Below are 13,735 nucleotides of genomic sequence, written 5' to 3'. Positions count from 1 at the left end.
CACGACCTTGGAAAACACGGGGCCGGAGACCAGCGCGCCGTAATAACTGCCCTTCTTCGGATTATCGATGATCACCACCGCCGCCAGGCGCGGATTGGAGGCGGGCACAATGCCGGCGAAGGCGGAGCTGTAGTTGTTCTTTAGATAGGAACCACCGCTCGCCTTGTGCGCCGTGCCCGACTTGCCCGCCACGCCGTAATTGGCGATCCATGCATAGGGCGCACCTGTGCCACCCGGCTGCGTCACCGCCACCATCATCTGCACCAGCTCGTTGGCGATCCTGGGATCAACGATCTGCTTGGCTTCGTTGTCCGAGCCCTTCACGAAGGTGGGCAAGTGCATCACGCCGTTGTCGGCGATGGTGGCGTAGCCGTTCGCCAGTTGCAGCGGCGTCACGTTGAGGCCGTAGCCATAGGCCAGGATGGCCTTCTCCAGCATGCCCCAGCCCTTGCCCGGCTTGAGATAACCAGAGGCTTCGCCCGGAAAGCCGCTGTTGGTGCTGTTGCCGAAGCCGAAGGCGCGGTAGGTGTCGTACATCAGGCCGGTATCGAGCGTCATCGCCACCTTGGCGGCGCCGATGTTGCTGGACTTGGCGATGATGCCGGTGGGCGACAGCAGGCCATAGGCATGCGTGTCGCGGATGTCGTGCGAGATGTAATAGAAGTGGCCGTTGCCGGTATCGACCATCGGGCCGGTCGGCGTGTACTTGCCGCTGGACAGCGCCGCCGCCATCACGAACGGCTTGATGGTGGAGCCCGGCTCCACCACGTCGGTCATCGCGCGATTGCGGCGGCTGGACGGATTGCTGCCGCGCAAGGCGTTCGGGTTGTACGTGGGCCAGTTCACCATGGCCAACACTTCGCCGGTATGCACGTCTAGGATCACCATCGAGCCGGAGTCCGCTTCGGACTGCTCGATGGTGTTCTTCAGTTCGTTGTAGGCGAGGAACTGGATGCGGCGGTCGATGCTGAGCGTGATGTCGCGGCCCGGCTGCGGCGCGCGCACCAGCTCCACGTCCTCCACCACATGACCCATGCGGTCGCGGATGACGCGCTTGGCGCCCTGCTTACCGGCGAGCCAGTCGTCGAACGCCAGTTCCAGGCCTTCCTGGCCGTGGTCGTCGATGTTGGTGAAACCCAGCACGTGGGCCATCACCGGACCGGACGGATAGAAGCGGCGGAATTCACGCTGGCCGTTGACGCCAGGCACGCCGAGGTCGAGCACGGTCTGCGCCGCATCCGGCGACATCTGCCGCTTGAGATAGACGAACTCGCGTTCCGAGCGCTGCGACAGGTACTGCTTGAGCGAGCCCGCATCCATGCCGATGGCAGCGGCCAGCTGGGGCAGCTTGTCCTCGTTGTCCAGCACCTCGGAGGGATTGGCCCAGATCGAGACGACCGGCGTGGACACCGCCAACGGCTCACCGTTGCGATCGAAGATAGTGCCGCGCGACACCGCAATGGGCACTTCGCGCAGGAAACGGGCGTCACCCTGATTCTGGTAGAACTCCTTGCGCACCACCTGCAGGTCGAACGCGCGCGCCACCAGGCCCAGCGACGCCAGACCCAGCACGGCCGCCACCAACATCATGCGGCGGCGAGTACTAAGGGCCGCAGGGCGGCGGCGGGCAGGGTTGGTATTCGTGCGCGGGCGCGGCTTCATCGGCGCACCAGCTGGATGTCTTGCGGCTTGGGATTGGCCATGCCCAGCTTCTGTCGCGCCTCTTCGTCCACGCGGCGCGGCTCGGCCCAGGTGGCCTGCTCCAGTTCCAGCTTGCCGTACTCGATATTGAGGTCGTCGCGCACGTTCTGCAGGCGGGTGAGCTCGACGAACAGCACGCGGCTTTCATGGCGCATCCACACCACGGCAATGGCGCTGGAAAGCACCGCCGCGATCAGGATCAGCATGAAGAGGCTGCCGAGGACCTTCATGCGAGCTTCTCCGCCACGCGCAGCACGGCCGAGCGGGAGCGCGGATTGACGGAAAGCTCTTCGTCCGAAGGAAACTGGGCCTTGCCCACCGCAGCCAGGCGCGCCGGCGCCGCAGCCACCGGCGGACCACGACGACTGCCCTGCACGCGGCCGGAATGATCACGGATGAACAGCTTCACGGCGCGGTCTTCCAGCGAATGGAAGCTGATGATGGAAAGGCGACCGCCGACCTTCAGCAGATCGAGCGCCGCATTGAGCCCGTGCGCCAGCGCGTCCAGCTCGCCGTTCACGCGGATGCGCAGGGCCTGAAAGCTGCGCGTGGCCGGATGCTTGCCCGGCTCGCGACGACCGACGACACGCTCGATCAGGCCGGCCAGCTGGCCGGTGCGGGTCATCGGGTTTTCCGTGCGGTCTTCGACGATGGCGCGGGCGATCTTGCGGCTGAAGCGTTCCTCACCATAGGTCCACAGCACGTCGGCGATCTCTTTCTCCGACGCATGCGCGAGGAAATCCGCCGCGCTCTCGCCCTGCGTGGTGTCCATGCGCATATCCAACGGCGCATCGGCCATGAAGCTGAAGCCACGGGCGGCTTCATCGAGCTGCGGCGAGGACACGCCCAGGTCGAGCAGGATGCCGTCAAGGCCGCCGGCGGTTTCGTCCCACTCGGCCATGCTGGAGAAGTTGGCGTGGCGGATGGAGACGCGCGGATCGGCAGCGAACTCGGCCTGCGCGGTGGCGATGGCCTGCGGGTCACGATCCATCAGCAACAGACGGCCGTCGGGACCCAGGCGCGACAGCACGGCGCGGGCGTGACCGCCGCGGCCGAAGGTGCCATCGAGATAGCGCCCGCCTGTCTGCACGGCGAGTCCCTCCACTGCTTCACCCAGCATCACCGGGATGTGCACTAACCGCTCGGCCATGCCGCAGCACTCCCGTCCCGTTAACTCCGCCGTGCCGAACCGTCGCCGGTTACAGCTGCAGCTCCGCCATCTCGTTGGTGATCTCGTCTTCGCCGATGGTCTGGCGGATCTTGGCCAGGTGAGCCAGTTCGCTCCAAAGCTCGAACTTGTTGCCCATGCCCAGCAGAACCGCCTTCTTCTCGATGCCCGTGGTCGCGCGCTGGCTCGCCGGCAGCAGGATGCGCACGGCGGAATCGGGCTCGACTACGGCGGCGGCGCCGACCAGCTTCATCTGCATGTCGCGATGGGCCGCCTTGACCTTGGGAAGCGCGTTGACCTGGTCGCGCACCTTTTCCCACTCGGCGTGCGGAAACAGCCACAGGCAGCCCGACTCGAAGGGGTTGTAGGTGATCACCAGACGATTGGCGCAGGCGTCGGCCACCAACTCGCGGTACGCGGTCGGTATGGCCAGCCGGCCTTTGTCGTCAACGGTGATGGCGGTTTCGCCCTGGAACACGGCCAATAGACTCCACGAATTCCCACGATTTCACACAGGAACCCACGATAGTCTCGCCCCCTGAGACTGTCAAGGGAATTTTGCTTGTGAATCAATGAGAAAGGCGGTGATCTGGCAGTAATTCCAGCCTTTTATGAGGAACCGTCCGAAGGTGCTTGAATGATTGGGATTTTTTCAATCCGGAGGATCACCCGCAGGGCGCCTCGGGGGTGCCCGAACACGACCTCACATGAATCCGTCATTCAGACCTTCCATACGCGGCCGTCGCCGCCCTCAGGGCGACGACGACCGGTAGAGAAGAGGGTGGAGTCGGCCTGTAAGCCGGGTTCTGTACGCCTTGCGGCGCGACAGTCATTCCTCTCGGCCTGGCGTCACCGCCAGGCTCCAGCAACCTACCCGGGAACAACGCGGGCCGCGTTATCGTTCCCCTATTCGGTCTTGCTCCAGGTGGGGTTTACCGTGCCATGCGGCGTTAGCCCCGCACGCGGTGCGCTCTTACCGCACCCTTTCACCCTTACCACGCGCATCCGAAGATGCCGTTCGGCGGTCTGCTCTCTGTTGCACTGGCCGTCAGCTCACGCTGCCCAGGCGTTACCTGGCACCTTGCCCTATGGAGCCCGGACTTTCCTCGATGCGCTTGCGCGCGACGCGACTGTCCGGCCGACTCCGCCGCGCATTCTAAAGGAATGTGAGGCTCAAGGGGCTTGAGAGCTGGCCGACCCGCAAACTTGGCCATGTAGGAGCGCACCCAGTGCGCGATCACAAGCGTCAGCATGACCGATGCTTTCGTCTATGGCCGAGAGGAATCGCCGTACCTCTCGCGCACTGGGTGCACTCCTACAGAACAAGAGACGCCACCTCAGCCCTCGTACAACAGCTTCCGCGGCGCGCCGGTAATCGCCGCTGCCAGCTTGGCCGCCTTCGCCGGCGGCAATTCCTCGCGCAGGATGGCAAATACGCGCTTGCCTTCCGCCTCTCGCGCATCCGTCTCCTCGCCTCGCCCCGCTACCAGGATCACGCATTCACCGCGCTGCTGGTCCGGGTCCTCCACCACGCGCGCGGCGAGTTCGCCCAGCGGCATGCCGATCACCGTTTCGAACAATTTGGTCAGCTCGCGCGCCAACACGCCCTCGCGCGCCTCGCCAAACACGTCGCGCATGTCGGCTAGACTCTCCGCCACGCGATGCGACGACTCATAGAAGATGAGCGTGCGCGCATCCCCGGCAAGTTCCTGCAGGCGTGTCCGACGCGCCGAGGCCTTGGGAGGAAGGAATCCTTCGAACACGAAGCGGTCACTGGGCAATCCTGCCACCGACAGCGCCGCGATCGCGGCGCAGGCACCCGGCACCGGGGCGCAGCGGATGCCGGCCGCGCGCGCGGCACGCACCAGGCGAAAGCCGGGATCACTGATGAGCGGCGTGCCGGCGTCGGAAATCAGTGCCACCGATTCGCCGCCCTGCAACCGTCGCACGATGGCGTCGACGACATCGCGCTCATTGTGTTCATGCAACGCCACCAGCGGCGTGCCGATGTTGTAGTGCATCAGCAACGGCCTGCTGTGCCGCGTGTCCTCCGCCGCAATGACGGCTACCGAACGCAAGGTTTCGATGGCGCGCGCGGAGATATCGTCACGATGACCGATCGGCGTGGCGACCACCCATAGCTGACCCGGCTGAATCTGTGACATCTTGCTACTTCCTTAGCCGCGGGGCGGCGATCCAATGGGCTATCATCGCCCATCCGCCGACCATGTCGTCAAAAAAGCTCGAAGGGATTTGGCCATGCGCTTGTATCGCGCCGCAGGCACCGCCCTGCTGATTTCTCTGGCACTCACTGCCTGCGTTCCACCCGCGGTACAGCGCTCGCCCGCCGAGGTCGCCGCCAGCCAGCAGGCCGACGCGCTGGTACAGCAAGGCAAGTTCGATGAAGCGGCCCAGGCCTATCTCACATTGGCCCAGAGCAGCGGCAATCGCGACGAGTACCAGTTGCTCGCGGCGGAGTCGTATCGCCAGGAAGGTCAGCTCGAACGCGCGGCGCCGTTCCTCGATGGCATTCGCCGCCAGAAGCTATCCGGCGACGAACCGGTTCGCCTGGACCTGCTGCAAGCGGAGCATGCGTTGAAGCAGCACAACGCGCCGCGTGCACTGCAGCTGACCACGCAGCCCAACCTCAGCGTGCCCACAGCACTGCAGCTTCGCCTGCTCGAATTGCGTTCGCAGGCCATGCAGCAAACGGGCGACCCCTGGGGCGCCGCGCGCACGCGTGTGGAAATGGACGGCCAATTGAGTGGCCTCGACCAGGCGCAGAATCGCAAGGACATCGTCACGCTGCTCACCAAGCTCGGCGTCGAGCCACTCAAGCAGCGCGCAGCCGCCATGCAGGCGGGTGATCGCATGCTGCCCTGGGTGAACGAGGCACTGAGCCAGCTCGGCGTCGCCGTGGCCCGCCCCGCCCCGTCGCTCGACCAGGAAGTGGGAACGATGATTCCGGGCGAAGGTGCCAACGTCCGCGAAGGCTTCAAAATGCCACCTCGCGTAGCGCTCATTCTTCCCATCAGCGGCAGCGCTGCAGCGGCAGGCGCGTCGGTACGCGAAGGCTTCTTCGCTGCTTACGCCGATGCCGCGCACAACCATGTGCCACGTCCGCCCGTAAAGGTGTACGACACCGGCGGTACGGCACCGGGTGCCGTCAAGGCTTACCAGCAGGCGGTGGACGATGGCGCGCAGATGGTGATCGGACCGCTGACCCGCGGTGAAGTCTCCGCACTGTTCGGCTTGCCGCAACTGCCCGTGGCGCTGCTCGCCCTCAACCATCCCGACGACAAGAGCCTGCCCGCCAATGGCGTGAGCGAATTCGGCCTGCTGCCGGAAACGGAAGGCGCACAGGCCGCCGATCACATGTCGGAGAACGGCATCGTCAACGCGTTTGTCATCGCCGGCAGCGACGACTTCGCGCAGCGCGCCGCCAAGTCCTTCAAGGCCGAACTGGAAGCGCGCGGCGGCAAGATCTCCGGCGTGGGCAACCTGGCCAGCGGCGGCGTCAACTACGGCTCGACCATCAGCGGCCTCGGCATGCCCACTGATACCGGTGATGCCACCGGCGCCAACAACAACACGGGCATCTTCATCACCATGCGCCCGCAACAGGCACGCCTGCTGCTGCCCCAGCTGAAACTGGCGCGCGTTAACCTGCCGGTGTTCGGCACATCGCACATCTATGCCGGCGTGGACGACGCGGGCGCCAACCGCGACCTGGAAGGCGTCGAGTTCTGCGATTCGCCGTGGCTGTTCGACGTGCAACCGGGCCTGCCCAATCACGGCGACATCGCCGCCCAGCTGCCGGCCGCGCGCGGTACCTCTGCACGCCTGTTCGCCTTCGGCATGGACGCATGGAACCTCGCGCCCTACGTCGACTGGCTGCGCGCCCATCCGGGCAGTTACCTGCCCGGCGCCAGCGGCCAGCTCACTGCCGACCAGTTCGGCCGCGTCCGCCGCGTGCTGGTGTGGGCCAAATTCCAGGACGGCCTCGCCCGCCCACTCAACGGCAGCCTGCAGATGGACAGCGCACCCGCGATGTCCCCGCCCGCGGACAACACCACGCCACCCGCCACCAACAACGGCCAGTCCAACAACGGTTGATGCGCGCTGCCGGCGCCCTCTTCGAGCAACGCGCCTGCGCGGAACTGCAACGCGCGGGCCTCAAGCTGCTCGACCGCAACTACACCACCCGCTACGGCGAACTCGATCTGGTCATGCTGGATCGAGACACGGTGGTGTTCGTGGAAGTACGCCACCGCCTGACCAGCAGCCATGGCAGTGCGGCGGCGACCGTGAACGCCACCAAGCAAGCCAAACTCATTCAGACGGCCGAACTCTGGCTTTCCCATCATCCCGCGCACGCCAACCGCCCATGCCGCTTCGACGTCGTGAGCTACGACGGCCCCATCGACAAGGCCGCCATGGCGTGGTGCCGACAAGCCTTTGAGGCGGTTTAGACTCGAGTGAACTGCGCACATGTGCGGCGGAGAGAGCATCCACTTTCACCCGGAGCTGACCGCGCCGGCCTGTAGCAGGTGGAGCGGCACGGGAGCATCGGGAAGCTTGTTGGCGAGGCCAAGGTGCTCGCCATTCCTTGAATAAGCCCTGGCGCTCTCCGCCACGGTAGTCCTGGCGCCGTCGGCCATTGCCCTCTCAACGGTTTACTCATATTTGCTCGGGCAGACTTCCCGGTATTGCCGCCAAACGGCATGGGCAACCTCGGGGGACAGCATGCTCCGCATCCTGGTCAAGCTCGGCAAATGGACGGCCATCATCGTCCTTGTCTTCCTGGTTTCCCTGCTCGGCATTCGTGCGTGGGACTCGCAGCGCGGTGATCCGTTGGCGGTGTGGCAGACCTATGTGCCACATGAGTTGACGGCCGCGGAGATCAACGCAACCGACTGGGCGGGCTACATGGCGGCCGAACAGCGTGTGTTCGACGAGGTGAAGACTCAGGTGAGCGACAGGCTCGATGCCTCCGAACGCGTGATGACCAATCGCTACTTCGAAGGTGCCCCGATGTATCCGGAGCACTTCAGGCACGACTGGAATCGCTCCTATGAGCTGGCACCCGCCGGAACGCCGGTGGGTGCCGTGGTGTTGATCCATGGGCTCACCGATTCGCCCTACAGCCTGCGCGATATCGCTGAGCTTTATCGCGAGCATGGCTTCCTGGCCATTGGCTTGCGCGTGCCTGGACACGGCACGGTGCCCGCCGCGCTGACCAAGGCGGACTGGCCGCAATGGCTTGCAGCGACGCGATTGGCCATGCGCGAGGCGCGGCGTCAGGTAGGACCGAATGCGCCCATCCATATGGTCGGCTATTCCAATGGTGGCGCGCTGTCGTTGAAGTACACGCTGGATGCCTGTGAACACAGCGATCTGACAATGCCCACGCGGCTGGTGTTGCTGTCGCCGATGATAGGCGTGACCGTCTTCGCGCGCTTCGCGGGGCTGGCGGGATTGCCGGCGCTTCTGCCGCGATTTGCGAAGGCGGCGTGGCTCGACCTGCTGCCGGAATACAACCCGTTCAAGTACAACTCGTTTCCGGTGAACGCGGCGCGGCAGTCTTATCTGCTGACGGACGCGATTCGCAGCCAGGTGTTGCGCATGGCGGGCGATCAAAAGCTCTCGCACCTGCCACCCATCCTCACGTTCCAGTCCGTGGTTGACGATACGGTGAGTCCGTTGGCCGTGATGCGCACGCTCTATGCACATGTGCCGGCGAACGGCAGCGAGATCGTGCTGTTCGACGTCAACCGCGATCGGCGATTCGACAGCTTGCTCAAGGCAAGCTCGCTGACGGCGGTCAACCGCATGCTTGCGGCCGGGCCGCAGGCGTATCGCACCACGGTCCTCGCCAACGCGACGGAGAACGATGACCACACGGTCGCGCGCACGACGGAGGCCGGACAGACCGCGACCAACGCCACGCCGCTTTCCATCATGTATCCGGCGAATATCTTCTCGCTCTCGCACATCGCCCTGCCGTTTCCAACCGACGATCCGCTTTACGGCACCGATCCGGACATGTCGGAGAACTACGGTATCCGGCTTGGCACGGTGGCCCCGCGGGGCGAACGCGGCGCGCTAATCCTCAGCTTCAGCGATGTACTGCGCATCAGCTCCAATCCGTTCTATCCGTATGTGCATCAGCGCATCGAAGCCCTGTTGCCATCAGCTGCAGCAGCGTCCCCGGCGCCGACACATCAGCCGGGCGCCAACGGGGGCTGATCATTCGCGCGGAGCGACGCGCAGCGGACAGTGGGATACTGCGCCCATGAACCTGCCCGATGCCCTGCTCGCCGCGCTTCGCCCGCATTTCCCCGAAGGGTCGCTGACCACCGAAATGGGGGAGCGGCTTTCCTATGCGTACGACAACTCGCGTCGCAACGCGCTGCCGGATGCGGTGGTTTTTCCGACCACGCACGAACAAGTGGAAGCGCTGGTGCAGCACTGTCGCGAGCACCGCGTGCCGGTGATCGGTCGCGGGCGCGGAACGAACACGACGGGCGCCACCGTGCCCGTGGGCGGCGGCGTGGTGGTGAGTTTCGAGCGCATGAATCGCATCGTGCGCATCGATCCAGACAATCGTCTCGCCATTGTGGAACCGGGCGTGCTCAACGGCGACCTGCAGCAGGCACTGAAGCCGCATGGCTTTTTCTGGCCACCCGATCCATCGTCATCGCCTTGGTGCAGCATCGGCGGCAACCTTGCCTGCAATTCGGCGGGACCGCGCACGGTGAAGTACGGCAGTCCACGCGAAAACACGCTTGGTCTTCGCGCGGTGGCCGGAACGGGCGAAGGTTTTCGCTGTGGCACGTATACCAGCAAGGGTGCGACAGGTTACGACCTCACGCGGCTGCTGATCGGTTCCGAAGGCACGCTCGCACTCATTACCGAGGCCACGCTCAAGCTCACGCCCAAGCCTTCGTCCATACGCACGATCCGCGCGACGTATCGTGATGTGACTTCCGCCGCTCATGCGGTGGCGCGCATCATGGCGCAGCCGGTGACGCCCTGCGCACTGGAATTCATCGATGACGTCGCGCTGAAACTTGCGCGCGACTATGGTGGCGACAGTGTGCCGCTGGCTGGCGCCATGCTGATGATCGAAGTCGATGGCGAAGCGGACACGCTGCCGAGCGCCGTCGATGCCGTCACGCGTGCTGCGCGCGGCGACGGCCTGGAAGCGCTGCGCGTGGCCGAGACGGCCGAGGAAACGCAGGCCCTCTGGTCTGCGCGAAAGGCGCTTTCGCCGGCACAGCGCACCATTTCGCCCAACAAGATCAATGAAGACGTCGTGGTACCGGTAAGCCGTCTGCCCGAGCTGGTGGATGGCATCAAGGCGCTGTCGAAGAAGCACGACGTGTTCATCGTGAGTTTCGGCCACGCCGGCAACGGCAACCTCCACGTGAACCTGCTGCCCCGCGATGACGCCGAACGCGAACGCGCCCATGCCTGCCTCGCGGAAGTGTTCGCCCTGGTGATTTCTCTGGACGGCACGCTTTCTGGCGAGCACGGCATCGGGCTGGTGAAGAAGGAATTCATGCCGCTGGCGCTGCAGCCGAACACGTTGCAGCTGATGCGCAACGTCAAGGCGGCGTTTGATCCGGACGGGATTCTCAATCCGGGCAAGTTGTTGCCCTGATCGTTGCCTGTAAGAGCACACCCAGTGCGCGATGGCAATGCTGCGGACAGCGCCGGGCTACAGGCCGAAATCGCGCACCGGGTGCGCTCCTACAAAATCTGTACGTGAAGGGTCATGCCGTGCGGCTGGCGAAGATCAGGTGCAGGCCGAACGCGACGAACACGGCGCCGGCAAGGCCGTCGATCCAGCGCGAGAGCCTGAGGTAGCCGCGGCGCATGGCGGGCAACGCGAATACGCCGGCGACGATGGTGAACCACAGGAAGGTCTCGATGACCACCATGCCCCACAGGCCCCAGCGCGCGCCGCTGCTGACGTCCTTGCCCAGGAAGGCAGAGAACACGCTGCCGAAGTAAATCACCACCTTCGGATTGGACAGGTTGGTGAGCAGGCCGGCGCGCAGGGTGGCCCAGTCGCTCTGCTGCAGGTTGGCGCGCGGTTCGCCAGCGGCAGTGGAAGGCGCGCGCAGGGCGCCACGCAGCATCTTGAGGCCCATCCAGGCAAGGTAGAGGCCACCGGCGATGCTGATCAGGCGTTCCAGCCAAGCCAGCTGCTGCAGCACCAGTTGCAGGCCGGCCAGCGCCAGCGCAGACCACACCAGCACACCCAAGGTGATGCCCAGCACGCCGAACATGGCCTGCCGGCGCGTGCGGCTCACGGCGGTCTGCGACACGAAGAAGAAATCCGGGCCGGGGCTCAGCAGGGCCACCAGTTGCACCACGGCAATGGTCAGGAACAGGCTCACGACTCTCTCCACAATGACGGAACCGCAGCCCCTCGCGGCGACGCAACTTGTCGCCAGCGCGGTGGTTCCTCTAGTCTGGCCGCTATTTTGGCACGTCCTCGGGACGCCCTAGGCCGTGCAGGGGATTTGCGCGTTGCCAAGCTCAGGCCCGGCCCCGGCCCGGCCTGGGGTTTCACGCGTGCCTTTCGACCACTACCGCTCCGACCACAACGACGACGCTGATGAGCCTTCGACTCCGCCTGATTGCGATGAACTTCCTGCAGTTTTTTGTATGGGGGTCGTGGCTGCTCACCATTGGTGCGTACTGGTTCCAGACCAAGCATTGGTCGGGCGCGCAGTTCGGCGCGATCTTCTCCACGATGGGCATTGCGTCGCTTTTCATGCCTTCGCTCATGGGCGTGGTCGCCGACAAGTGGATCAACGCGGAGAAGCTCTACGGCCTGATGCATATCGGCGGCGCGGTCGTGCTGTTCTGCGTGCCGATGGTGCAGTCACCCGGGCTGATGTTCTGGGTGATGCTGGTCAACATGATGTTCTACATGCCCACGATTTCGCTCTCGATCACGGTGGCCTATAACGCGCTCAAGACCGACGGCAAGGACATCATCAAGGATTACCCGCCGATCCGCGTGTGGGGCACGGTGGGTTTCATCGCCGCGCTGTGGACGGTGAGCCTGCTGCGCCTGGAAACCTCGTCGGGCCAGTTCTACGTGGCCTCGGGGGCGGCGCTGCTGCTGGGCCTGTATGCCTTCACCCTGCCCGCCTGCCCGCCGCGCTTCCAGCGCAACGCGAACCAGTCGTGGCTGGACACCTTCGGCCTCACCTCGTTCAAGCTGTTCCGCGATGCGCGCATGGCGATCTTCTTCATCTTCGCCATGCTGCTGGGCGCCGCGCTGCAGCTCACCAACGCTTACGGCGATACCTTTCTGCACGACTTCGCGCAGATGGACGCCTACAAGGACCTGGTGGCGGTGCGTTATCCGGCCATCATCATGTCGATCTCGCAGATTTCGGAAACGCTGTTCATCCTGGCCATTCCGTTCTTCCTGCGCCGCTTCGGCATCAAGACGGTGATGCTGATCAGCATGCTGGCGTGGACGCTGCGCTTCGGCCTGTTTGCGTACGGCAACCCCGGCCCGGGCCTGTGGATGATCGTGCTGTCGTGCATCGTGTACGGCATGGCGTTCGACTTCTTCAACATCTCCGGCTCGCTGTTCGTCGAGGGCCAGAGCGATCCGTCGATCCGCGCCAGTGCGCAGGGCCTGTTCATGCTGATGACCAACGGCATCGGAGCGGTGCTCGGCAGCTCGATCAGCGGCGTGATCATCGAGGCGTTCTTCACGCGGCCGGACCAGAGCAAGGACTGGCATGGCATCTGGATCACCTTCGCGACTTACTCGCTGATCGTGGCGGTGCTGTTCATGCTGCTGTTCAAGCACAAGCACGAACCAGCCAGCCTGCAGAGCGTGACGGCACACTGATCCGTTGCCCATGGAATGATCGAAGGGCCGCGCCGGCAACGGCGCGGCCCTCTTTGATGCAGCGACCAACGAAAAGGTTGGCATGACCGGCGTCACGCGATGAACGTCGAGCGAACCCGATAGGGTCTATCCACCACGACCCCAAGGATGACCTCATGACCCGACTGCTCGCTGTCTCGATGGCCCTGGCTCTGGGCACCCTGGCGACATTGCCTTCGCATGCGCGCGACGTCGCCCCGGGCGGCGAGGAACTGGGCAAGGTAGTGCAAGCCGAAGGCGAGGCCTTCATCAAGCAAGGGCGCAGTGACGGTCTGTCGATTGCCGTGGTGCGTGATGGCAAGACCACGTTCTACAACTTCGGCACGGTGTCCAAGGAAAGGCCGCAGACGCCCACCAGGGACACCGTCTACGAGATCGGCTCCATCAGCAAGACCTTCGGCAGTCTGCTGCTGGCCCAGTCGATCGTGGCCGGAAAGGCCAAAGCCAGCGACGAGTTGCACCACTACTTGCCCGGCGACTACGCCAACCTCGCCTACCAGGGGCAACCGATTCGCTTGATCGACCTGGTCTCCACCACCAGCGGGCTGCCCGACAACCTTCCCGACTTTGGTTCACTGGTCCAAGGCGTGCCGCCCGAGCAGATACCGGCGAAGCTCGCCCAGTCGCTCAATGGCTTGACGCAGGAAGCGCTGCTCAAGGACCTCAAGGGTGTCTCGCTACAGAAGCCACCCGGTACGGCGCCGAGGCATTCGAACGTGGCCGCCGAGTTGGTGGGAGTGGTGGTGTCTGAGGTGGAGGGCCAACCCTTCGAGGCCCTGCTTGCACGTCGCATCGAACAGCCATTTGGCATGCAGAGCGGCGCCAGCCATGGACGGCAGGCACTGAGGGCTACCGGCTACGGCGATGACGGCAGCGTGGCGCCCGCCATGGACGGCACGGCGATCCTGCCTGCGGGCGGCCTGCACTACAGCGCCGAC

General features: G+C 64.8%; 12 protein-coding genes and 1 other RNA gene. 6 read left to right on the top strand and 7 right to left on the bottom strand.

The annotated features are described in order from the left end of the window. The 6 genes from VFG49_RS09405 to rsmI form a co-directional block, all read right to left on the bottom strand. On the bottom strand, nt 1–1,590 hold a 1,590-nt coding region (locus VFG49_RS09405), incomplete at its 3' end, for a penicillin-binding protein 2 (RefSeq protein WP_324859769.1). 68 nt (nt 1,591–1,658) lie between these two features. Then, nucleotides 1,659–1,931: a cell division protein FtsL gene (gene ftsL / locus VFG49_RS09400; RefSeq protein WP_324859767.1), complete on the bottom strand. Its 273-nt coding sequence runs from the start codon at nt 1,929–1,931 to the stop codon at nt 1,659–1,661. Beyond that, nucleotides 1,928–2,851: a 16S rRNA (cytosine(1402)-N(4))-methyltransferase RsmH gene (rsmH, locus tag VFG49_RS09395; RefSeq protein ID WP_324859765.1), complete on the bottom strand. Its 924-nt coding sequence runs from the start codon at nt 2,849–2,851 to the stop codon at nt 1,928–1,930. The genes ftsL and rsmH overlap by 4 nt, the downstream gene beginning before the upstream one ends. 49 nt (nt 2,852–2,900) lie before the next feature. Continuing rightward, the gene (gene mraZ / locus VFG49_RS09390; RefSeq protein WP_324859763.1) at nt 2,901–3,347 is read right to left on the bottom strand and encodes a division/cell wall cluster transcriptional repressor MraZ; all 447 of its coding nucleotides are present in this window, start codon (nt 3,345–3,347) and stop codon (nt 2,901–2,903) included. Between the two features lie 301 nt (nt 3,348–3,648). Further along, nucleotides 3,649–4,015, bottom strand: an RNA gene (gene rnpB, locus VFG49_RS09385) — RNase P RNA component class A. A 191-nt stretch (nt 4,016–4,206) separates the two neighbouring features. Next, complete coding sequence (rsmI, locus tag VFG49_RS09380) at nt 4,207–5,034, bottom strand: 16S rRNA (cytidine(1402)-2'-O)-methyltransferase (RefSeq protein WP_324859761.1); 828 nt, start codon at nt 5,032–5,034, stop codon at nt 4,207–4,209. Nucleotides 5,035–5,128: 94 nt separating this feature from the next. Between rsmI and VFG49_RS09375 the strand changes: the two genes are divergently transcribed. The 4 genes from VFG49_RS09375 (at nt 5,129) to VFG49_RS09360 (ending at nt 10,535) form a co-directional block, all read left to right on the top strand. After that, on the top strand, nt 5,129–6,985 hold the full coding sequence (locus VFG49_RS09375; RefSeq protein WP_324859759.1) for a penicillin-binding protein activator: 1,857 nt from the start codon (nt 5,129–5,131) through the stop codon (nt 6,983–6,985). Next, nucleotides 6,985–7,341 (top strand): YraN family protein, encoded by a 357-nt coding sequence (locus VFG49_RS09370; RefSeq protein WP_324859757.1) that lies wholly within the window; start codon nt 6,985–6,987, stop codon nt 7,339–7,341. Before VFG49_RS09375 ends, VFG49_RS09370 begins: the two co-directional genes overlap by 1 nt. Before the next feature lie 274 nt (nt 7,342–7,615). Continuing rightward, entirely contained in the window at nt 7,616–9,118 is a 1,503-nt protein-coding gene (locus tag VFG49_RS09365) for an alpha/beta hydrolase (protein ID WP_324859755.1), read from the top strand. A gap of 46 nt (nt 9,119–9,164) precedes the next feature. Beyond that, complete coding sequence (locus VFG49_RS09360; protein WP_324859753.1) at nt 9,165–10,535, top strand: FAD-binding oxidoreductase; 1,371 nt, start codon at nt 9,165–9,167, stop codon at nt 10,533–10,535. 112 nt (nt 10,536–10,647) lie between these two features. Here the strand turns inward: VFG49_RS09360 and rhtC are convergent, their stop codons facing one another. Next, the gene (rhtC, locus tag VFG49_RS09355) at nt 10,648–11,277 is read right to left on the bottom strand and encodes a threonine export protein RhtC (RefSeq protein ID WP_343215348.1); all 630 of its coding nucleotides are present in this window, start codon (nt 11,275–11,277) and stop codon (nt 10,648–10,650) included. Between the two features lie 221 nt (nt 11,278–11,498). Between rhtC and VFG49_RS09350 the strand changes: the two genes are divergently transcribed. Together VFG49_RS09350 and VFG49_RS09345 are read left to right on the top strand one after the other, a co-directional pair. After that, a complete protein-coding gene (locus tag VFG49_RS09350) occupies nt 11,499–12,758 on the top strand; it encodes a nucleoside permease (protein ID WP_324859749.1) in 1,260 nt (419 codons plus the stop codon). 155 nt (nt 12,759–12,913) lie between these two features. After that, nucleotides 12,914–13,735, top strand: an 822-nt coding sequence (locus VFG49_RS09345) for a serine hydrolase domain-containing protein (RefSeq protein WP_324859747.1), incomplete at its 3' end; no start/stop codon positions are given.

Source organism: Dyella sp. (genome assembly GCF_035685885.1).
Lineage (GTDB): Bacteria > Pseudomonadota > Gammaproteobacteria > Xanthomonadales > Rhodanobacteraceae > Dyella.
Note: the sequence above shows the minus strand (reverse complement) of the source record. Positions and strands in the feature narration are given on the sequence as shown.